This is a genomic window from Streptomyces sp. 2323.1, from assembly GCF_900221035.1.
Taxonomy (GTDB): Bacteria; Actinomycetota; Actinomycetes; order Streptomycetales; family Streptomycetaceae; genus Streptomyces; species Streptomyces sioyaensis.
In genome coordinates this window covers 7,243,583-7,264,551 of record NZ_LT907981.1, presented here as the reverse complement: position 1 = coordinate 7,264,551, position 20,969 = coordinate 7,243,583, and the positions used below count along the sequence as shown (strand labels likewise).

General features: G+C 71.4%; 18 protein-coding genes. 8 read left to right on the top strand and 10 right to left on the bottom strand.

The features are described from left to right. Window positions 1–155: 155 nt before the first annotated feature. The 3 genes from CPH93_RS31395 (at window position 156) to lnt (ending at window position 4,374) form a co-directional block, all read left to right on the top strand. Entirely contained in the window at window positions 156–2,102 is a 1,947-nt protein-coding gene (locus tag CPH93_RS31395) for an ABC transporter ATP-binding protein (protein WP_096214768.1), read from the top strand. 99 nt (window positions 2,103–2,201) lie between these two features. Beyond that, complete coding sequence (locus CPH93_RS31390) at window positions 2,202–2,684, top strand: nuclear transport factor 2 family protein (RefSeq protein ID WP_096214767.1); 483 nt, start codon at window positions 2,202–2,204, stop codon at window positions 2,682–2,684. A gap of 118 nt (window positions 2,685–2,802) precedes the next feature. After that, window positions 2,803–4,374: an apolipoprotein N-acyltransferase gene (gene lnt, locus CPH93_RS31385; RefSeq protein WP_093481898.1), complete on the top strand. Its 1,572-nt coding sequence runs from the start codon at window positions 2,803–2,805 to the stop codon at window positions 4,372–4,374. Here the strand turns inward: lnt and CPH93_RS31380 are convergent. The 8 genes from CPH93_RS31380 to CPH93_RS31345 all read right to left on the bottom strand — a co-directional run bounded on the left by CPH93_RS31380 (window position 4,343) and on the right by CPH93_RS31345 (window position 11,773). Next, a complete protein-coding gene (locus CPH93_RS31380) occupies window positions 4,343–5,251 on the bottom strand; it encodes a Gfo/Idh/MocA family protein (RefSeq protein WP_096214766.1) in 909 nt (302 codons plus the stop codon). The genes lnt and CPH93_RS31380 overlap by 32 nt on opposite strands. Before the next feature lie 177 nt (window positions 5,252–5,428). Beyond that, window positions 5,429–5,968, bottom strand: coding sequence for a hypothetical protein (locus CPH93_RS31375; RefSeq protein WP_093481900.1), 540 nt, complete (start codon window positions 5,966–5,968; stop codon window positions 5,429–5,431). Window positions 5,969–6,107: 139 nt separating this feature from the next. Beyond that, on the bottom strand, window positions 6,108–6,776 hold the full coding sequence (locus CPH93_RS31370) for a uracil-DNA glycosylase (RefSeq protein ID WP_093488419.1): 669 nt from the start codon (window positions 6,774–6,776) through the stop codon (window positions 6,108–6,110). A 319-nt stretch (window positions 6,777–7,095) separates the two neighbouring features. Next, window positions 7,096–7,866: an SDR family oxidoreductase gene (locus tag CPH93_RS31365; protein ID WP_093481901.1), complete on the bottom strand. Its 771-nt coding sequence runs from the start codon at window positions 7,864–7,866 to the stop codon at window positions 7,096–7,098. Window positions 7,867–7,895: 29 nt separating this feature from the next. Next, the gene (gene fabG / locus CPH93_RS31360) at window positions 7,896–8,657 is read right to left on the bottom strand and encodes a 3-oxoacyl-ACP reductase FabG (RefSeq protein ID WP_093481902.1); all 762 of its coding nucleotides are present in this window, start codon (window positions 8,655–8,657) and stop codon (window positions 7,896–7,898) included. A 247-nt stretch (window positions 8,658–8,904) separates the two neighbouring features. Then, on the bottom strand, window positions 8,905–9,336 hold the full coding sequence (locus CPH93_RS31355) for a DUF3037 domain-containing protein (RefSeq protein ID WP_231977017.1): 432 nt from the start codon (window positions 9,334–9,336) through the stop codon (window positions 8,905–8,907). Next, the gene (locus CPH93_RS31350) at window positions 9,297–10,121 is read right to left on the bottom strand and encodes a HipA family kinase (RefSeq protein ID WP_096214764.1); all 825 of its coding nucleotides are present in this window, start codon (window positions 10,119–10,121) and stop codon (window positions 9,297–9,299) included. Before CPH93_RS31350 ends, CPH93_RS31355 begins: the two co-directional genes overlap by 40 nt. A gap of 467 nt (window positions 10,122–10,588) precedes the next feature. After that, window positions 10,589–11,773, bottom strand: a complete 1,185-nt coding sequence (locus CPH93_RS31345) for a zinc-dependent alcohol dehydrogenase (RefSeq protein ID WP_096215666.1) — start codon at window positions 11,771–11,773, stop codon at window positions 10,589–10,591. Between the two features lie 678 nt (window positions 11,774–12,451). Here CPH93_RS31345 and CPH93_RS31335 point away from each other — a divergent pair. Both CPH93_RS31335 and CPH93_RS31330 read left to right on the top strand, forming a co-directional pair. After that, window positions 12,452–13,009, top strand: coding sequence for a hemerythrin domain-containing protein (locus CPH93_RS31335; protein WP_096214762.1), 558 nt, complete (start codon window positions 12,452–12,454; stop codon window positions 13,007–13,009). 420 nt (window positions 13,010–13,429) lie between these two features. After that, window positions 13,430–14,011 (top strand): DUF488 domain-containing protein, encoded by a 582-nt coding sequence (locus CPH93_RS31330; RefSeq protein WP_096214761.1) that lies wholly within the window; start codon window positions 13,430–13,432, stop codon window positions 14,009–14,011. A 151-nt stretch (window positions 14,012–14,162) separates the two neighbouring features. Here CPH93_RS31330 and CPH93_RS31325 read toward each other — a convergent pair whose 3' ends face one another. Then, window positions 14,163–15,851 carry a sensor histidine kinase gene (locus CPH93_RS31325; protein ID WP_096214760.1) on the bottom strand — a complete coding sequence of 563 codons (1,689 nt, stop codon included), beginning with the start codon at window positions 15,849–15,851 and terminating at the stop codon, window positions 14,163–14,165. Between the two features lie 774 nt (window positions 15,852–16,625). Here CPH93_RS31325 and CPH93_RS31320 point away from each other — a divergent pair. Beyond that, entirely contained in the window at window positions 16,626–18,770 is a 2,145-nt protein-coding gene (locus CPH93_RS31320; RefSeq protein WP_096214759.1) for a S9 family peptidase, read from the top strand. Window positions 18,771–18,981: 211 nt separating this feature from the next. After that, window positions 18,982–19,503 (top strand): Rieske (2Fe-2S) protein, encoded by a 522-nt coding sequence (locus tag CPH93_RS31315; protein WP_093481909.1) that lies wholly within the window; start codon window positions 18,982–18,984, stop codon window positions 19,501–19,503. Between the two features lie 36 nt (window positions 19,504–19,539). Here CPH93_RS31315 and CPH93_RS31310 read toward each other — a convergent pair whose 3' ends face one another. Then, the gene (locus CPH93_RS31310) at window positions 19,540–20,187 is read right to left on the bottom strand and encodes a cysteine hydrolase (protein ID WP_093481910.1); all 648 of its coding nucleotides are present in this window, start codon (window positions 20,185–20,187) and stop codon (window positions 19,540–19,542) included. A 195-nt stretch (window positions 20,188–20,382) separates the two neighbouring features. On the opposite strand from CPH93_RS31310, the gene CPH93_RS31305 reads away from it, so the two are divergent. Beyond that, the gene (locus CPH93_RS31305) at window positions 20,383–20,853 is read left to right on the top strand and encodes a pyridoxamine 5'-phosphate oxidase family protein (RefSeq protein WP_093481911.1); all 471 of its coding nucleotides are present in this window, start codon (window positions 20,383–20,385) and stop codon (window positions 20,851–20,853) included. Window positions 20,854–20,969: the final 116 nt, after the last annotated feature.

The window sequence follows — 20,969 nt, the reverse complement described above, 5'->3', positions numbered from 1 at the left end:
GCGGGTTTCCGCGGGCCCGGGTGGCCACCGGCGATCCTTGTGAGTGAGCGTGGAGGAATCAGTTGACCTCAACATTGCTTGAGGTTCTAGGTTTCTCTTATGTCGCCGGTCACGCACGGCGATCCCGTGACGACCCCGACGGCTTGGAGGCCACGATGGACATGGAAGTCACCGCCTGGCATGCGCTGCACAGCACGATGACCGCGCAGCAGGGCCGGCGCCGCTTCTCCCGCGGCACCCTGCGCCGCATCGCGGCGTTCGCCCGCCCGCACCGCCGCCGGCTGCTGTGGTTCCTCGTCCTGAGCACGGTGACCGCGATGCTCGCGGTGGCCACCCCGCTGCTCGCCGGCCGGGTCGTGGACGCGATCGTGAACGGCGACCCGTCGGGCGTGGTCGTCGGCCTGTCCGGGCTGATCGCCGTGATCGCGGTCGCGGAGGCGGGGCTGGGGCTGCTGACCCGCTGGCTGTCGGCGAGCATCGGTGAGGGGCTGATCCTCGATCTGCGGACGACCGTGTACGACCACGTCCAGCGGATGCCCATCGCGTTCTTCACCCGCACCCGCACCGGCGCGCTGGTCAGCCGTCTGAACAACGATGTGATCGGCGCCCAGCGGGCGTTCAGCGACACCCTGTCCGGGGTCGTCAGCAATATCGTGACGCTGCTGCTCACCCTCGTGGTGATGCTCGGCCTGTCCTGGCAGATCACCCTGATCGCGCTGGTGCTGCTGCCGGTGTTCGTGCTGCCCGCCCGCCGGGTCGGCCGGCGGCTGGCGGCCCTGCGCCGGGAGGGGGCCGACCACAACGCGGCGATGGGCACCCAGATGACCGAGCGGTTCTCCGCGCCGGGCGCCACCCTCGTCAAGCTGATGGGCCGACCGGCCCGCGAGTCCGCCGAATTCGCCACCCGGGCCCGCCGGGTGCGCGACATCGGGGTCCGTTCGGCGATGGTCCAGACGTACTTCGTCACCGCCCTCACCCTGGTCTCCGCCCTGGCACTGGCCGTGGTCTACGGGCTGGGCGGATTCCTCGCCCTGCACGGAAAGCTGGAGCCCGGTGCGATCGTCTCGCTCGCCCTGCTGCTCACCCGGCTCTACGCCCCGCTGACCGCGCTGTCCGGCGCCCACATCGAGGTGATGAGCGCGCTGGTCAGCTTCGAGCGGGTCTTCGAGGTGCTCGACCTGAAACCGCTGATCACCGAGAAGCCGGACGCCCGCGCGGTGCCCGACGGCCCGGTGTCGGTGGAGTTCGACGCCGTCCGCTTCGGCTACCCGTCCGCCGACAAGGTCTCGCTGGCCTCCCTGGAGGAGGTCGCCGCCCTCGACACCCGCGGCGGCGAAGAGGTCCTGCACGGCATCTCCTTCCGCGCCGAACCGGGCCAGATGGTCGCCCTGGTCGGCTCCTCGGGCGCCGGCAAGTCGACCGTGGCGCAGTTGCTGCCGCGGCTGTACGACGCCGATGCCGGTGCGGTCCGGCTGTCCGGGGTGGACGTCCGCGATCTGACGGCGGCCTCGCTGCGCGACGTGCTGGGGATGGTCACCCAGGACGGGCACCTCTTCCATGACTCGATCCGCGAGAACCTGCTGCTGGCCAGGCCGGAGGCGACCGAGGCCGAGCTGTGGGACGCGTTGCGCCGGGCCCGTCTGGAGGAGCTGATCGCCGGGCTCCCCGACGGTCTGGACACCGTCGTCGGCGAGCGCGGCTACCGGCTCTCCGGGGGCGAACGCCAGCGGCTGACCATCGCCCGGCTGCTGCTCGCGCACCCCCGGGTGGTGATCCTGGACGAGGCCACCGCCCATCTGGACAACACCTCCGAGGCGGCCGTGCAGGAAGCCCTCACCGAGGCGCTCGACGGCCGTACCGCCCTGGTCATCGCCCACCGGCTGTCGACCGTACGGGCCGCGGACGTGATCCTCGTCGTCGAGGACGGGCGGATCGTCGAGCGCGGGACGCACGAGACCCTGCTGGCGGACGACGGGCGGTATGCGGAGCTGTACCGGACCCAGTTCGCCGACTCGGAGGACCGCCGGAAGGCCGCCGGGGAGGAAGCCGGGGGCCCGGACGCGGGGCCGGATCTGCTGCCGGAGTCGGCGCTGGCGAACTAGGGCCTATCCGACCCTGATCCGCCGGACAGCCCCTAAGGCGGACACGCCCTGGGCCCCCGCCTCTTGGCGGGGGCCTTCGCCATGCCGAAAACTGAGGCGATGACGCAGCGCGCGGAACACTCCACGGTCATGGACCGCCTGGCACTCGACGATCTGATCAACGGCTATGCCCGCGCCGTGGACGACGGCGACTGGCCCGGCTATCTGGCCCTGTTCACCCCGGACGGGCGGGCCGACTACCGCTCGGCCGGCGGCATCGAGGCCGGCACCGAGGACATCGCGGCCTGGCTGGCCGAGATGCTGCGGCAGTTCGCGATGCGGCAGCATCTGATCGTCAACCGCCGTATCGACCTCAACCGGCGCGACGGTGCGCCCGGCGACACCGCCACCATCCAGGCCGACTACCTCAACCCGATGCGGCTCGCCGGCGCCGCGGACGACGGCGACGACGACCCGACCGCCCCCAATTACACCTGCGGCGGCCGCTACGACTTCACCGCCCGCCGTACCCCCGACGGCTGGCGGCTGACCGGGGTCGTGGTCCACGAGAAGTGGCGTCAGGTGCGCGCCCTCGGTGACTGACCGTCCGGGGCCCCCTCCCGGTCCGGAATCGGCCGTTGCGGCGACACCCCTTTCCTTGATCCGCCGGCCCGCGCAGACTGGCCGTCCGGCCCGCGGACACCGGGACGAGGGAGGCGGCATGGACGGAGCGCTCGGCCACCGGCCGCGGTGGCTCGGCTCCCCCTGGGTACGGGGCCTGGCCGCCGCCCTCGCCGGCGCGGTGCCGGCCCTCACCTTTCCCGCGCCGTCGTGGTGGTGGCTGGCGTATGTCGCGCTGGTCCCCTGGCTGCTGCTGGTGCGGTCGGCGCCGACGTACCGGCGGGCGGCGCTGGACGGCTGGCTGGGCGGCACCGGCTTCATGCTCGCCGTCCACCAATGGCTGCTGCCGAGCCTGCACGTCTTCATCCTCCTGCTCGCCCTGCTGCTCGGGGCGCTGTGGGCGCCGTGGGGGCTGCTGGTGCGCGCACTGCTGGGCGGCGCGCCCGGAGCGGACGGAACGGCGGGCGGCGCGGGGCGGCCGGCGACGGGCCGGCGGTACGCCGCCGCGCTGGTGCTGGTGCCCTCGGGCTGGCTGATGGTCGAACTGGTCCGCTCCTGGGAGTACTTGGGCGGGCCCTGGGGGCTGCTGGGCGCCGGACAGTGGCAGGTGCCGCCCGCGCTGCGGCTGGCCTCGATCGGCGGGGTGTGGCTGCTGAGCCTGCTGATCGTGGTGGTGAACACCGCGGTGGCCGAGCTGATCGCCCGCCCCGCGGCCTGGCTGCCGGCCGTCTCGGGGCTGCTGGTGTGCGCGCTGGCGGGCACCGCGGCGTGGCTCTGGGCGCCGGTCCCCCGCGCCGCCGGCACGGTGCGGTTCGCGGTCGTCCAGCCCGGCCCGACCGGCACCCCGTCGGCGCGGCTGGCCCGGAGCGAAGCGCTCACCCGGTCGCTGGCGGGCCGCGGGGTACGGCTGATCGTCTGGGGGGAGAGCAGCCTCTACGAGGACCCGGCGGACCGCCCGGCGCTCGCCGCCCGCCTCGCCGCCCTCTCCCGGCAGACCGGCGCCGAACTGCTGGTCAACGCCGACTCGCCCAAGGCCGGCCGGGCCGGCATCTACAAGAGCGCGGTACTGATCGGACCGGACGGGCCGACCGGTGACCGCTACGCCAAGATGCGGCTGGTGCCCTTCGGCGAGTACATACCCTTCCGGCCCGTGCTGGGCTGGGCGACCCGGGTGGGCAAGGCGGCCACCACCGACCGGCTGCGCGGCACCCGTCAGGTGCTGCTGCCGGTGGCCACCGCGGGCGGGCTGCGCATCGGGCCGCTGGTGTGCTTCGAGTCCGCCTTCCCCGACATGAGCCGTCATCTGGTGCGGGAGGGTGCGCGGGTGCTGGTCGCCCAGTCCTCGACCTCGACCTTCCAGCACAGCTGGGCGCCCGCGCAGCACTCCTCACTGGCCGCGCTGCGCGCCGCGGAGAACTGGCGGCCGATGGTGCACGCCACGCTCACCGGCATGAGTGCGGTGTACGGCCCGCGCGGCGAGCAGATCGGCGCGCGGCTGGGCACCGACCGCAGCGCGGCGGCCGTCTACGACCTGCCGCTGGCCGAGGGCACCAGCCCGTACACCCGGTTCGGTGACTGGGCGGTGTACGGGGCGGTGGGCGCGCTGCTGCTCGCCGGCGGGTACACGGGACTGCGGGCGCTCAGCAGGCGGCCTGCGCCAGGGCGTCGGTGATCACCCGTTCGCACAGTTCGTGGGTGCGCAGCGCGTCCCGGGCGGACGGCTGCCGGCCGGCCCGTACGTCGTCCAGGAACGCCAGCACGATCTGCTCGATGCCGCGCTGGCGGGCGACCGGCACCCAGTCGCCGCGGCGCCGGATGCTCGGCTGTCCCTTGTGGTCGATGACCTCGGAGAGATTGACGACCTGACGCCTGGTGTCCTGCCCGGAGACCTCGAGGATCTCCTCCGCCGAACCGCTGAGGCGGTTCATGATGCCCAGGGCGGTGAAGCCGTCGCCGGACAGCTGGAGCACCACATGCTGCATCAGCCCCTCCCGGATCCTGGCCCGCACATCGATGTGGTCGACCTCGCCGGGGACCAGGAACCGCAGGGTGTCGACGACATGGATGAAGTCGTCCAGCACCAGCGTGCGCGGGTCCTCGGGCAGGCCGATGCGGTTCTTCTGCATCAGGATCAGCTCGCGGGCGTGCTCGCGGCACTGGGTGTAGGCGGGCGCGAAGCGGCGGTTGAAGCCGACGGTGAGGCCCACGCCGCGGTCCTCGGCGAGCGCGACCAGGCGCTGGGAGACGGCGAACTCGTAGGAGAGCGGCTTGTCGACGTACGTCGGTACGCCGGCTTCGAGCAGCCGGGTCACGAGCTCGGGGTGCGCGGCGGTGGCGGCATGCACGAAGGCCGCGTCCAGGCCCGTGGCGAGCAGTGCGTCCAGGTCGGTGTGGAGCTGCGCGCCGGGCAGCCGGAGGGTGTCGCCGACGCGTTGGAGGGTGGCCGGGGTGCGGGTGTACAGATGCAGTTCGAGACCCGGTTGTGTGCCCAGCACCGGGAGGTACGCCTTCTGGGCGATGTCGCCGAGTCCGATGCAGCCGACCTTCACTCGTGCTCCCTGGGTTGTGCCGCGTTCGTGGTGCCTGGCGTGCCGGAAGCATACGTGCCGGCCGGGGGCCGCCGGCCGGCGATTCCGTCGAGGCCGCGCAGCGCCGGCTCCGGTGCGAGGCGGGCGGTGGGGGTCCCCTGCGGCGGCTGAAGACCCGCCGTCCCGGACGCGGACGCCCTACGGCGTGTGCCCCGCCGCCCGGTCGATCCGCAGCTGGAGCCGGTCGATCGCGTCCCGCAGGCCCTGGCGGTATTCGCCGTCGGCGAGGGCGTTGACCGACGCCCTCGCCCGCCGCAGCTGGGCACGGGCATCGGCCGGACGGTCGAGGGCGGCGTAGTCGGCCGCGATATTGAGATGGAGGGAGGGGAAGAACGCCCGGAGCGCGATGAGGGGGTGGCGGGGGCCGGGACCATCGGCGATCTTCGGCTCCACGGGCGCGGCGGCGGTGCCCGCGGGCCGCTCGGTGACGAAGCCCTCGGCCGCCTCCAGGGCCCTGAGGTCCCAGTCGAGTTCGTCCCGGGGGTCGTCCTGGGTGTCGGCCATGTAGTGGGCGAGGGTGCAGCGGTGGAAGGCGTCGCCCTGCGGCCCGATCTCGTGCCACAGCGCCGAGAGGCGGTTGCGTGCCTCTTCCCGGTCGCCGGCGCGGTGCAACATGATCGCCTGGCCGATCCGGGTCAGCACGCCGTCCTCGGGCGTCGCCTGCCGCCGCTTCTCCATCACCGCGCACTCCCGGATCGTTCACCACCGCCAACGTCGTTGCCTCGACGCTAACCGCCGGACGGCACCTGCGCGCGGTGTGCGCGACGCGCCCGGGCGGCAGGCCTGACCGCGCCGCTCCGCCCGCCGGCCCGGTGGCTCAGCCCAGGTCGGGGATGCGCCAGTCGATCGGCGCATGGCCCTGGGCGGCGACCGCCGCATTGATCTGGGTGAAGGGACGGGAGCCGAAGAACTTCTTCGCCGACAGCGGGGAGGGGTGCGCGCCCTGCACCACGGCATGCCGCTCCTCGTCGATCAGCGGCAGCTTCTTCTTGGCGTAATTCCCCCACAGCACGAAGACCGCCGGCTCGGGCCGGGAGGCGACCGCGCGGATCACCGCGTCGGTGACCTTCTCCCAGCCCTTGCCCTTGTGCGAATTGGCTTCGGCCTCGCGGACCGTGAGGACGGCGTTCAGCAGCAGCACACCCTGCTGGGCCCAGGGCATCAGATAGCCGTTGTCCGGAATGGGGTGGCCCAGCTCCTCCTTCATCTCCTTGTAGATGTTCCGCAGCGACGGCGGTGTCTTGACGCCGGGCTGCACGGAGAAGCACAGACCGTGGCCCTGGCCCGCGCCGTGGTACGGGTCCTGGCCCAGGATGAGTACCTTCACCTGGTCGTAAGGGGTCGCCTCCAGCGCCGCGAAGACCTGCTCGCGGGGCGGGTAGACCGGACCGTTGGCCCGCTCCTGCTCGACGAAGTCGGAGAGCTCCTTGAGATAGGGCTTCTCGCACTCCTCGCCGAGGGCCTCGCGCCAGGACTCGGGCAGCATGTCGGTCACCACGTCAACAACCTCCGGTGTGCGTTGCGTTCTCAGCCACAGAACCTACCGGCGGCCACTGACAATGCGGTCTGCGGGCCGATGGGGCTCCCGCGGCTTGGCGGCCGGGGCCGCGCCGGGCGGTGTCGACCCGCCTTGTCAGGATCCCATGTCTTCCCGGCGGGTCCGCCGACGCGCGTGGTGCCGGCCCCCTGAGAGGGCCGGCACCACGGATTCCCATCGGAGCGCACACCGGGGCGAGGCCTCCTCGGGGCCCGGCCCGACGCCGTCGGACCCCGGCGTAGAGATCCCTGCGTAGAGATCCCTGCGGTCAGACCCCGACGTTCAGGAACAGACCGCCGTCCACGACCAGGTTCTGGCCCGTGATCCAGCCCGCGGCCTCGGACAGCAGGAAGGCCGCCGCCCCGCCGATGTCCTCCGGGACGCCCAGCCGCGCCATGGGGTAGCCGGCCGCGGCCTCCTCCTCACGGTTCTCGTACAGCGCGGCGGCGAACTTGGTCTTGACCACCGCGGGCGCGATGGAGTTGACCCGCACCCCCGGCGCGAATTCGTGGGCGAGTTGCAGCGTCAGGTTCACCATCGCGGCCTTGCTGATCCCGTACGCGCCGACGAACGGCGAGGCGCCGAGGCCGGCGATCGAGGCGATGTTGACGATCGCGCCGCCGTTGTCCTTCTGCCAGGCGTGCCAGGTGCGCTGCGCGAAGCCGAGCGCCGAGACGACGTTGGTCTCGAACACCTTGCGGGCGACGCCCAGGTCGAGGTCGGCGATGGGGCCGAACACCGGGTTCGTCCCGGCGTTGTTGACGAGGTAGTCGACGCGGCCGAAGGTCTCCATGGCACGCTCGACGGCCACGGCCTGATGGGCCTCGTCATGCGCCTTGCCGGCGACGCCGAGCACCCGGTCGGCGCCCAGCTTCTCGGCGGCCTCCTTGAGGGCGTCCTCGTTGCGGCCGGTGATGACGACCCGGTCACCGCGGGCGACCAGGGCCTCCGCGATGCCGTAGCCGATGCCGCGGCTGGCGCCGGTGACCAGCGCCACCTTGCCGGAGGGCGCGGGCAGGCCGCTGTTCTGCTCGGTCATGTCCAGTTCTCCCGAAGTCGGTGGGGCGGTCAGTTGAGCGGGCCGCCGGCGACGTACATGACCTGGCCGGAGACGAAGCCGGCCGCCTCGCCGGTGAAGAAGGCGATGGCGTTGGCGATGTCGTCGGGCCGGCCGACGCGCTGCACGGGGATCTGCGTGGCGGCCGCGGCCTGGAACTCCTCGAAGCCCATCCCCACGCGCTCGGCGGTGGCGGCGGTCATGTCGGTGACGATGAAGCCGGGGGCGACGGCGTTGGCGGTGACCCCGAACTTGCCGAGCTCGATGGCGAGGGTCTTGGTGAGGCCCTGCAGACCCGCCTTCGCCGCCGAGTAGTTGGCCTGGCCGCGGTTGCCGAGCGCCGAGCTGGAGGAGAGGTTGACGATCCGGCCGAACTTGGCGTCCACCATGTGCTTCTGACAGGCCCGGGACATCAGGAACGCACCGCGCAGATGCACGTTCATGACGGTGTCCCAGTCGATCTCGCTCATCTTGAACAGCAGGTTGTCGCGCAGCACACCGGCGTTGTTGACGAGGACGGTCGGCGCACCGAGCTCGGAGGCGACCCGCGCGACCGCCGCGTCGACCTGCTCCGCGTCGGAGACGTCGCAGCCGACCGCGATGGCCTTGCCGCCGGCCGCGGTGATCTTCTCGACGGTGTCCTTGCACGCCGCCTCGTCGAGGTCGAGTACGGCGACGGCACGGCCCTCGGCGGCCAGGCGTACGGCGGTGGCCGCGCCGATGCCGCGGGCCGCGCCCGTCACGATGGCGACGCGCTGCTCGGTGGTGGACATGCGGGTTCTCCTCACCCTAGAAACCTCGACAAGCGGCCCGCCCCACCGATCCCGGGGTGAGCAACCGCTTAGTAGCCTGAGCAGGGCTGACGCTAGAAGCCCGGCAGGGCGCTGTCAACGCCCCACCACTGCGCCGTTGCCCACCTCACCGCGCGGCGGGCCGGGACCCGGCGGAATCGCGCCGGGACGACAGAGCGCCCGGCCCGCCCGACGGCGGAACCGGGCGCCCTCGGCGCACCCGCGCTCCTCAGCGCACCAGCAGCTCCAGCAGCCGCGCGGCCTCGGTGGTGGGATCGGCGGTCAGTCCGGTGTGCACCGGCCCCGGCTGGACGATGGTGCTGCGCGGCGCCACCAGCCAGCGGAACCGGCGCCCCGCGTCGTCCCCCGCCGCCTGCCCGGCCTGCTCGCCGCCCGCGCAGATGCCCTCGACGGCGCCAAGCGCGGCGCGTACCCCGGCCACGTCGGTGGTGGGGTCCAGGGCCAGCAGCCGGGCCTCGTCCAGATGGGTCCGGGCCTCGACGAAGCGCCGGGCGTGGCAGTACACGACCACCCCGGCATTGATCATCTCGCCGCGCTCGACCCGGGGCACGACCCTCAGCAGGGCGTATTCGAAGACGTCGCGTCCGTTGTGCAGACCGGTCACTTCACTGCCCTCCGTACCAGCCGTGCGGCCAGCCATTCCGGTGCCTGCGAGGGCTTGTCCTTGGTCGGTTCCCCCAGGGTGATGTGGTCGCTGATGGTCCGGGCGCGGGCCATCAGCGTGGTCACGTACGCCCGGCGCAGCGCCTCCGGGGAGTCGAAACCGGGCTCATCGGCCAGCCATTCGTCCGGGACCTCGGCAGCGATCCCGGTCAGCAGCTCCTCCGTGATCTGCGGGGCGAACTCCTCGGCCGCCGCGGCGAGATCCGGACCGAACGTGGCCAGCACATGGTCGGAGGCGTCGTACGGCCGGGCCGAAGCCTTCTGCGCACTCGGCCAGTTGTGGTGCCAGATCATCGCCGCGCCGTGGTCGATCAGCCACAGTTCGCCGTGCCAGACCAGCAGATTGGGGTTGCGCCAGGACCGGTCGACGTTGTTGATCAGTGCGTCGAACCACACCACGCGGCCCGCCTCGCGAGGCGTCACCTCGAAGGCCAGCGGATCGAAGCCCAGCGATCCGGGGAGGTAGTCCATGCCCAGATTGAGCCCGCCACTGGCCTTCAGCAGCTCCTGGACCTCCTGATCGGGCTCGCCCAGCCCGATGACGGGGTCGAGCTGCATCCGCACCAGATCCGGCACCCGCAGCCCGAGCCGGCGGCCCAGCTGCCCGCAGATGATCTCGGCGACGAGCGTCTTGCGCCCCTGCCCGGCGCCGGTGAACTTCATGATGTAGGTACCGAGATCGTCGCCCTCGACGATTCCCGGAAGCGAGCCGCCCTCACGCAAGGGCGTGACATAGCGGGTCGCAACGACTTCGGTCAGCATTGTCCCAGTCTCCACGACTCATCCACGGTGCAATCCACGGTCAATCCTCTGCAGGTGAACCCCAGGTCGGCGTCGCCATCAACCCTGGGGATAATCCGGGGAGTTCCGCCTGGCATCCCGCTCCCCCTCTCGCTTCCGAGCAGCCCGCCGATGGCCGTGCGCCCCTCGGTCACGGCCTCCGGCACAAAGGGGGCATCATAACCGAGCGTGACATCTTCGCCCCATGATTTTGTCTACGCCGCACCTGGCCGGGCGCGCCTCCAGAAGCGCACCGAGCACCGGCGCGCGCCCTGCACATCGGTTCCGGCACGTACAGAAGCGAGGCCGACGCCGCACGGAGAACCCACCCCAGTGATCCTCATAGGGCCGACTCCGCGCCCCCTGACCCGGACGGCCCTGCGACGCCGCGGCGGCCGTTAGCACTCCCCCGTCAGAAGTCGTTGCCTGAGCTGGTCCTGGTCCTGGTCCTAGGGGGTGAGGACCGTCTTGATCATTCCGTCGTCCTTGGCCTGGAACGTCTTGTAGGCCTGGGGCCCGTCTTCCAGGGGGAGGGTGTGGGTGGCGAAGTGGTCGACTCCCAGGGGGTCCGCGTCGTTCAGGAGAGGAAGGATGTCGTCGATCCAGCGTTTGACGTTGGCCTGACCCATCCTCAGCTGAATCTGCTTGTCGAACAGGGTCAGCATGGGGACCGGATCGACCGCACCGCCATAGACCCCGATCAGGGAGATCGTGCCACCTCGACGCACGGCGTCCACGGCCGTGTTGAAGGCCGTCATGCTGTCCACACCCGCGTGCGCCATGAGCTTTTCGCCCAGGGCATCGGGCAGCATCCCTGCCAAGTTCTGGGCGGCTCGGGTGACCGGGGCGCCGTGGGCTTCCATGCCGACCGCCTCGATGACGGAGTCCGTGCCGCGCCCGTCGGTGAGCCGCCGGATCTCCTCGGCCACGTCCTTGCCGTATTCGTTGAGGTCAAGGGTGTGCACACCACGCTCCCGGGCCCGGGCGAGGCGTTCGGGGACCAGATCGACGCCGATGACTTTGCTTGCGCCCTGGTGGAGGGCGATGCGGGCAGCCATGTCGCCGATCGGACCGAGCCCCAGTACGGTGACGCTTCCGCCCGGCGGGACGGCCGCGTAGACGACGGCCTGCCAGGCCGTGGGCAGGACGTCGGAGAGGTAGACGAAACGCTGGTCCGGCGGCCCGTCGGGGACCTTGATGGGGAGCGTGTTCCCGAACGGCACGCGAAGGAACTCCGCCTGGCCGCCGGGGATGTGCCCGTAGAGCTTGGTGAACCCGAAGAGGGAGCCTCCCATGCCGCGGTCGGTGACCTGAGTGGTCTCGCATTGGGAGTGCAGACCGCGCCGGCACATCCAGCACGTGCCGCAGGAGACATTGAACGGAACCACCACCCTCTCGCCCACCGACACCTCGGTGACGTCGCTGCCGGTCTCCGCAACGATGCCCATGGGCTCATGGCCGAGAATGTCGCCCGCGTCGAGGTAGGGGCCGAAGACTTCGTAGAGGTGCAGGTCCGAGCCGCAGATGCCGGTGGAGGTAATGCGCACGATGATGTCGGTCGGTTCCTGAATCGTTGGATCCGGGACGGTCTCCACGCGTACGTCGCGCTTTCCATGCCAGGTCAGAGCTCTCATCGTCACTCCCCACGAGGTCTCCTGTTCCGGAACTGACCCCCGCTACCACCATGCGACTGATGCCGAGCATGCGCAGGCCGGACCGCAACAGCAGCGCGGCCCGGCGAGGCCCGCCGTCCGCACTCCGGAAGGGGCCGCCAGAAGACACGACGGGAACACCTGGTCGGCAAGCGACCGAGAGCGGCGATTGTCCCGAGCGGCGTGATCACCCAGGTCGACGTCGCTACGCCTTTGCAGGACAGCGGCCTGGGCACCCGCGCCGTTGCGCACCTGCGCGCCTGCTACCCCGAGGTCACCTGGCGCAGCTGCCTAGCCCAGCGCATGACGCGTGACCTGGCCCCTCGCATGCGCCTGCCCAACGACGGTGCCGGCCTGTCGTGTCCACACCTCCCACCCGGTGCCTCTGGGGGCCGCGGGGGGCCGGGGCGCGCACGGCGGTGAATACGCGGAGGCGTGGGGTTCTCCGCCCACCGCACCGCGCGTCGGCTCATGGGCGTCGGCTCCGACTTCTGTGACCAGTTCCCTGGCCTGCCTGCCGGGGAGGCGTGGCGCCAGGGCCTCCGCCGAGCGTCCGGGGTAATTCGCCCGCATTGCGTTAACTGCGCGGCCTTCGTCGGGAACCCGTGCTCTCACGCACCCGGTACCGACCGAGGTGCGCAGCGAGCGGAGGCGAAGATCGTGGGTCATGGCGGCGATGTCATCCAGGAGTTGACCACCGACCATCGTGAGGTCGACGACCTGTTCGGGCAGTTCGAGGACACCATGCCGGGCAGCCCGGACCGCAAGCGGCTGGTCGATGCCCTCACCATCGAGCTGGTGCGGCATGCGGTCGCCGAGGAGATGCACCTCTACCCGGCCGTGCGTGAGCACCTGGAGGAGGGCGACGCGCTGGCGGACAAGGAGCTCGCCGACCACGCCCGCGTCGAAGAGCTCCTCAAGGCCCTCGAAGGGCGCGAGCCGGACGACCTCGACTTCGACCGCCTTGTGGTCAAGCTCAGGACAGAGGTCACCTCGCACATCGATGACGAGGAGAACCACCTCTTCCCGCAACTGCGCAACCACGTGCACTCCTACGTCCTCGAAAGTCTGGGAGAAAAGGTCCGCGCGGCGAAAAAGACCGCCCCTACCCGCCCGCACCCCGCCGCACCGAATACGCCCCCGGCCAACAAGCTCCTCGCACCCGGGCTCGGCCTGGTCGACCGCGCCCGCGACTACGTCACCGGCCGCGGCCGGTAACCACACCCCAGCGTCCAGAAAGGCGAGGCCACCACGCCCGTAGCACGCGACGGCCGCTCCCGGACGACCAAGGAAGAGCTGCGCAAGGCCCTGGGCAGCTGACCGGCCGCACACTGGTGAAGACAGCCGTGTCGCTCGTCTGCCCGCCGGGAGCGTGCCCCCGTAGGGCTGCGTTATCCGGCGCTCGCACGCCCGGGCAGACCAAGCTGCACGCCGCCTCGGCGCTTTCCCACCACGGCTTACCCGCACGGGACCTGCTGGCCCGTGATGCGAAGGAGAACGATCTCATGCAGCTTCCGCGCCGAGCCGGTAGCGACGGCGACGACAGGCTCGTTTCCCTGAGTCCCCCCAGCCTGATCGGGCGGGAGGGCGGCGGACCGGACATGTGGACCAGGCAGCTCGGCAACGAGCCGCGGCAGGATGCGTAAAACAGAGCTGGTCACCTTCGGTCACAGCACGGCGGAACGACCGCAGTTGATCGAACTGCTGCGCGGAGCGGACGTGCGGTCGGTGGTCGACGTACGGATCGGGCCGGGCAGTCGTCGCAACCCTCACCTGTTCCGCAGCAGCCTCGCCCACTGGTTGCCGCAGGCCGGCATCGCTTACCGATGGGAACCGGACCTGGGTGGCTTTCGCAAAGCACCCGCCGACTCCCCGGACGTCGTCTGGCGCAACTCCTCATTCCGGGGCTATGCCGCCTACATGCGCGAGCCTGCGTTCGTGGCAGCGATGGACCGACTGCTCGACGAAGCCGCTCGTGCCCGCACGACGGTGATGTGCAGCGAGGCGGTCTGGTGGCGCTGTCACCGGCGCCTGATCGCCGACTTCGCCACCGTGGCCAGGAACGCCACCGTGCAGCACCTGATGCACGACAAACGGCTGGTGCCCCACCCACCGACGCCGGGACTACGGCTACGCCCCGATGGCCTGCTCGTCTACGACGACACCGCAGCCGCCGCTTTCCCTCAACCCCGCCGGCTCGGAGAAGAGCACGGCCCATAACTCCGACGGGGTCGAATGCCTCGCCACGCCAGACAGCGTTCGGGCACGAACAGCTGGCACTGTCCGGCGCCCACCCCTCAGCGCTTCCTGGAGGTCCTGCCGGCGACTACGACTCCGCCGTGGCCGCCGACGCCGCCCGACTGTCGGCCGCTCAGCGGCCGTCGAGCGGAACCGTCGCCTCGATGGCGAAGCCGCCGTCCGGCCGGCCCCCGGAGGTGAAGGTGCCGCCGAGGGCGGTGACGCGTTCGCCCAGGCCGACGAGTCCGCGGCCGCCGCTGGGCAGTTCCGTGCCGGACGGGCCGTGCGGTGCGTCGTTCTCCACCCGTACCCGCACCGCGTCGGTCAGGTAGCGTACCTCGACGCGGACGGGGGCCCCGGAGGCGTGCTTGGCGGCGTTGGTCAGGCCCTCCTGGACGAGGCGGTACAGGGCGCCGCTGAGGTCGGCGGGCAGCGTACGGGGGTCGCCGGTGATGTCGAGGGCGATCGGGGCCCCGGTGCTGCGTGACTCCTCGACCAGAGTGGTGACGTCGTCGAGCGTCGGCAGCGACGGTGCCGGGTCCTGGTCGTCCGCGCCGTCCATCCGCAGCACATTCAGCACGTCGCGCAGTTCGTTGAGCGCTTGGCGGCCCATCTGGCCGATCAGTGCGCCGGTCTTCCGGGCGACCTCGTTGTCCCCGCCGGCCCCGGCTTCCAACGCGCCGGCGTGCACCACCATCAGGCTCACGCGGTGCGAGACCACATCGTGCATCTCACGGGCGATCCGGGCCCGTTCCTGCATCCGGGCCTGCGCCTCCTTGAGGTGCTGCTCTCGCTCCAGGCGCTCCGCCCGTTCCCGCAGGTTCACCAGCAGACTCTGCTTGGCACCCCGGTACATGCCGAGCAGCACCGGCACCACGACCATGGACACCAGCAGGACCATCACCAGGGGGGTGACCACCCGCAGGTTCGTGGAGTACGCCCAGCCGAGGAGCATGGCCGCGGCCGCCCCGGAGATCATCAGCAATTGGCGGCGGGAGCGCCCGTATTTGGCCACCGTGTACAGAGCGACCGGCAGCGTGCTGAGCGGCGGCAGGACCAGCGGCAGCAGCGCGATGGCGGCCAGCGCCACCCCCGCGGGGTAGCGGCGCCGCAGGACGAGGGTCAGGCCCGCAAGGGGCACCAGGGTGGCGAACACCGGCACCGGCAGCAGCAGTGCGTCGTCGTTGACCGTAGCCGCGGTGAGCGCCGCCGCCGGGTTGGCCAGCGGGAACAGCAGCACCAGACAGACGTCGAACAGCATCGCCCGCCGACTGTTCCACCAGCCCGGGTGCCGGCCCAGGGTGCGGAGTCCGACGAGCACCGGCAGGATGACCGCGGCCAGCAGCACCACGGTCAGCACCACCCCCCGGTACGAACCGTCCATCCCGTGGCGGGGGCCGAGACGCTGGAGGTGCACCAGGGCGATGGCGAGGACGGTGACCAGCCCGAGGGGTGCGGCGATGGCCACGGTGCGGATCGGCCGGGTAAAGCGGGCGAGCGAGTAGTACGCGACGGTGACCGTCAGGACGGACCCGGTTCCCAGCAGCAGTCCGCCGGTCACCACGGCGGCCACCGCGACCGGGAAGCGGCGCCGGAACAGCAGAAGCAGGCCCGCCGCTGCCGTCAGCCAGCCGGATATGGACGGCGACAGCGGACTGTAGATCTCCCCCGGTGCGAAGCCTTCCCGGATCTGGGGATCCAGCAGCGCGCAGCCCAGCGCGATCACCGCATCGAGGACCACGGTGTACCACGGGCGCATCCGGCACAGTGCCCGCACCCGGCTCCGCAGGTCGTTCCGCGCGGACGCCTTCCCCGAAATCACGGAATGGGAAGGTGACTTCTCCGTGGTTTCGGTCAACGGTGCGGAGTTTTTCTCAAGGGTCACGGGAATAACCAGACGGCCGGCGGAGGTGTCCGGAGATTGTAGGGCAGTTCCGTCCGGTCCGGCAGACGGACCATTTCATGACGCGATACGGCACGGTAATGACTTCGCAATGTGACCCTTCAATAACTTTGGGTCATCCTCGCCCTCCCTGTTGCATTCTGTGCGGCGCACCATTCGGTTGGAGTGGATCATCAGGGAGGGCTCGGGGAGGGCTTCCGCAAGGGCCGGCGCGTGCCTGTGGAGCCTCGCGAGAAGCTTCCGGTTCCCACCGCAAAGAGATGCGGAAACGATGGCCACGCGTAGGGAATGGTCACGCGCAGGGCAATGGCAGCGCGTACGGCGGGGGAAACGGGGCGTGGGCAGCCGGGACATCGACGAAACGGGAACGCTGACGTATGAAGCGGCCCGACTTCATTTGCAGCAGAACACTTCCGCATTTCGGCGGGACGTGATGCCCGATGCTCGATGGCGGATACCCGATGCCGGATGCCGGATTCCTCTGCGGACAATTGACGGGAAAGCGCGTGCCCGCAAGAACGGCCGACCGGGGGCCGGTGCCGATCCCGCTCTCCGTCGTGGCCGCCGGGCGTAGCGAAGCAGCACGTCACGGGCGGGTCTTCCGCAGACGTCTTCGATATGCCTAGTTTCTCTCCAGAGATCGCCATCCCGGACCAGCACCGTCCGGGCCGCCCGCCCCCGGAGGACAGCACCTTGGACAGCAGTGCCCGGAACGTCGAGCACACCGTGAACTCCGCTGCATTTCCCCGCCAGTTCGCCCGCACCCGTCGCTTCTCCCTCGGAGTGCCCCGGCAGTTCACCGTCTCCCCCGACGGCTCCCGGGTGCTCTTCGTCCGTACGGGCTCGGGCACCGATCCCGTGGGCCGGCTGTGGCAGTACGAGGACGGCAAGGAACAGCTGCTGGCCGATCCGGCGCTCCTGGTGGGGCACGGTTCCGGGGAGGTCCCCGAGGAGGAGCGGCTGCGCCGGGAGCGCGCCCGGGAGCGCTCGGTGGGCGTGGTGTCGTACGCGACGGACGACGCGGCCCGCCTGGTGGCGTTCGCCCTGTCCGGAGCCCTGTGGGCGGTGCGGACCGACGGTGGCGCGCCGTTCTCCGTCCCCGCGGCGGGGCCGGTGGTCGACCCCCGCCCCTCCCCCGACGGCCGGCACGTCGCCTATGTGAGCCGTCGCTGCCTCCACGTCGTCGATCTGGCCGGTGCCGACCGGCAGCTGGCCCGCGCCGAGGGCCCGGACGTCTCCTACGGGCTCGCCGAATATGTCGCCGCCGAGTCCATGAACCGGATGCGCGGATACTGGTGGGCGCCGGACAGTCGCCACCTCCTGGTGGCCAGGGTCGACACCGGCCCCGTGGAACGGCGTTACACCTCGGATCCGGCGGACCCGACGAAGCCACCGCGGGCGGTTCCCTACCCGGCGGCCGGCACCCCCAATGCGGAGGTCACCGTTCAGCTCCGCTCCCTGGAGGGCGGGCGCATCGACGTGCAGTGGGACCGCAAGGCCTATGAGTACCTCGTCGCCGCCGGCTGGGACGCACACGGCCCGTTCCTCACCGTACAGAGCCGTGACCAGCGCATACTGCGGACGCTCGCGGTCGATCCGGCGACCGGGGCCACCGAGCTGCTGCACGAGCGGACCGATCCCGCCTGGGTGGAGATCGTCCACGGCACCCCCGCCCGTACGGCGTCGGGCGACCTGGTGCTCCCCGAGGACGACGGCGACACCCGGTATCTGACCGTCGGCGGCCGGCGGGTCACCCCCAGGGGGCTGCAGCTGTGCGAGGTCCTCGGGGTCGAGGGCGAGCAGGTGCTGTTCACCGGGAGCGAGGACCCGCTGGAGACCCATGTGTGGCGCCATGAACCGGGCCGCGGCAACCGGCGGCTGAGCCGCGGGCCCGGCCGGTTCACCGGCGTGGGGCGGGGCGGCACGGTCGTCCTGGCCGGGGTGACGCCACGGGGTGCCGAAGCCCGCGTCCTACGGGAGCCGGCGGCCGGCACGGGGACCGACCAGGACGCGCCGTACGAGGTGATCCGCTCGCTCGCCGAGGAGCCGTCGGTCACCCCGCGGCCCCGCCATCTCACCCTCGGCGAACGGCAGTTGCGCGGCGCTCTCTTCCTGCCGTCATGGCACGAGGAGGGCACGGGGAAACTGCCGGTGCTGCTCGACCCGTACGGGGGGCCGGGAATGCAGCTGGTGGGGCGCGCCCGCGGATGGTTCACCTGTGTGTCGCAGTGGTTCGCCGAGCAGGGCTTCGCGGTGCTGGTCGTCGACGGCCGCGGGACCCCGAACCGGGGCCCGGCCTGGGAGAAGACCATCCACGGCGACCAGCTCACGCCCGCCTTGGAGGACCAGATCGATGCGCTGCGGGCGGCCGCGGGGCACTGCGGTGACCTGGACCTGGCGCGGGTGGCGATCCGCGGCTGGTCGTTCGGCGGGTTCCTGGCCGCGGGCGCGGTGCTGCACCACCCCGAGGTCTTCCATGCGGCGGTCGCCGGTGCGCCGCCCACCGACATGCGGCTGTACGACACCCACTGGAAGGAGCGGTACCTGGGCCACCCCGACGAGCAGCCGGAGAACTATGCGCGCTGCTCCCTCATCGGCCACGGCCATCTGCTGAGCCGCCCGCTGCTGCTGGTCCACGGGCTCGCGGACGACAATGTGGCGGCCGCGCACACCCTGCGCTTCTCGGCGGAGCTGCTCGCCGCGGGCAAGCCGCACAGCGTACTGCCGCTGCCCGGCGCCACCCATCTGCCGGCCGATGACGCGGTCAACGAGCAGCTGCTGTTCTTCCAGCGGGATTTTCTGCGCGAGGCGCTGAAGGGGCGCACCGAGGAGGACTGAGGGGCGTTCCTTTCGTGGCCCTCCTGCCCCCGTTCGAGCCTGGATTTGTACCTCAGCGAAAGGAACGCGTCCGCTTTGAACGCCCCGGGCCATCCCTCCGTATGGACCCGTGCAACGCCCATGGAGCAGAGCGCGCACCGAAGGCACCACCAAGAACCGGAGGCACACCATGGCTCGACAGGCAGCGTCGGAGCGGACGGAGACCGCAGCGATGACGGCGACGGAGGAGACCGGCCCGGCGGAGGACGAGACCTACCCGGCGGCGGAGCGCGGGGCGGGACGGCGGGCCGTCGTCGCGGCGGTCGGCGCGGCCGGGCTGACGGCGGCGCTCGCGGCCTGCGGCGGCAGCAAGATGGACGCGGGCAGCGGCGACTCCAAGAGTGCGGCCGGCGAGCAGTCGTCCGCAGGGGCGAGCGGCGGGGGCAGCGGCAGTGGTGGGGGCAGCGGCAGCACCCTCGCCAAGACGTCGGAGATCCCCAAGGGCGGCGGCAAGATCTTCAAGGCCGAGAAGGTGGTCGTCACCCAGCCGCAGGACGGCGAGATCAAGGCGTTCTCCGCCATCTGCACCCACGCGGGCTGCGTCGTCGGCGAGGTCTCCGGCGGCACCATCAACTGCATGTGCCACGGCAGCAAGTTCGACATCAACGACGGCAGCGTGAAGAAGGGCCCCGCCACCAAGGCGCTGGCCCCCGCCAAGGTGGACGTCAAGGGCGGCTCGGTCACCCTCGGCTGAAGCAACGGGCGCCCGCCCGGTCCCCCGTCGTCCAGGTCAGCAACCGCGGCGCGGTCGTCGCCAGCTGGTGAGGACCTCCTCCGTGGTGGTGACGGTGGCGACCAGGGCGAGGGTGTTGCGGACCATCGCGGGGGTGTACTCGGCGGGCACCCCCGCGATGGCGTCCGCGGGCACCACGGCCGTGTAGCCCAGGTTGACCGCGTCGAACACGGCGTTGGGGACCGCCACGTTCGCCGACACCCCGGTGACGACGAGCGTGCGGCACCCGAGGTTGCGCAGCAGTGCGTCCACCTCGGTGCCGGCGATCGGCGAGAGCCCGTGCAGTCGCCGCACGACCAGGTCGTCTTCCGTCACCGGAATCGGATCGGCGACACGTACCGCCGTGGACCCGGCGAGCTGCTGGACGGGCAACCGCTCGGCCGCCTTGAAGAGACGGGCGTTGTGGCTGGCGCCGCGGCCGTCGGGACGGCGTTCGGCGATCGCGTGCAGCACCTGGACGCCGGCGTCATGGGCGGCTGCCACCAGCCGCGCGACGTTGGCCAGCGCCCCCGACGTACGGGCCGCCTCGGCCAGTTCGGGCAGGGCGCTGTCCGGGCCGACCACACCGCGCTGGCACTCGACGGTCAGCAGCACCGTAGTGGCCGGGTCCAGTGCCGCGCCGAGCCGTGCGGCGTGCGAAGTCATCGCATTCCCCTCTGGCGGTCCGATTCCCTCACGGGCCGGTTCACGGCGGGTGAGAGTAGCGGCCATTGCGTACGCCAGGAAGAGCCCGCATGCTTTCTGACGAGCAGTCAGTTGATGGATGTGTGTGGGATGAGTGTCGGGTGAGCGGGGCGGTGCCCGCAGTAGGGGCTGCCACACGGCGGAGGGCGGGGACGGATGGCCGACACACAGCGGCGCGGGCGCCGGATCATGATGACGCGCGGCGAGCTCGATGCATTCCTCGGGACGCAGCGCACCTGCCGGGTCGCGACGGTCGGCGGCGACGGCGCACCGCACGCCGGTGCGCTGTGGTTCGTCTGGGACGGTACGGCGCTGTGGCTGTATTCGATCACTCGCAGCAGGCGGTGGGCACAGCTGGGCAAGGACCCGCGGATCGCGGTGGTCGTCGACGACGGACACGAGTACGGCGAGCTGCGCGGCGCCGAGCTGACCGGCCGGGTGGACTTCGTCGGGGAGGCCCCGCGCACCGGCGAGCCCTGCCCTGAACTGGACGCCCCTGAGCGGCTCTTCGCCGAGAAGTACTTCGGGATGCCCCGGATGCCGCACGACGGCCGGCATGCGTGGCTGCGTCTGACGCCCCGGTCCGTCGCGTCATGGGACTTCCGCAAGATCCCGGGAGGTGCGTGAGCGTCGGGTCCTGGGGGTGTGAACGTCGGATCCGGGCGGGTGCGTGAACGTCGGATCCCGGGGTGGGAGTGGGCGCCACGGCACGCCGTACCCCCATGCCGTGATCCCGTCGCCGG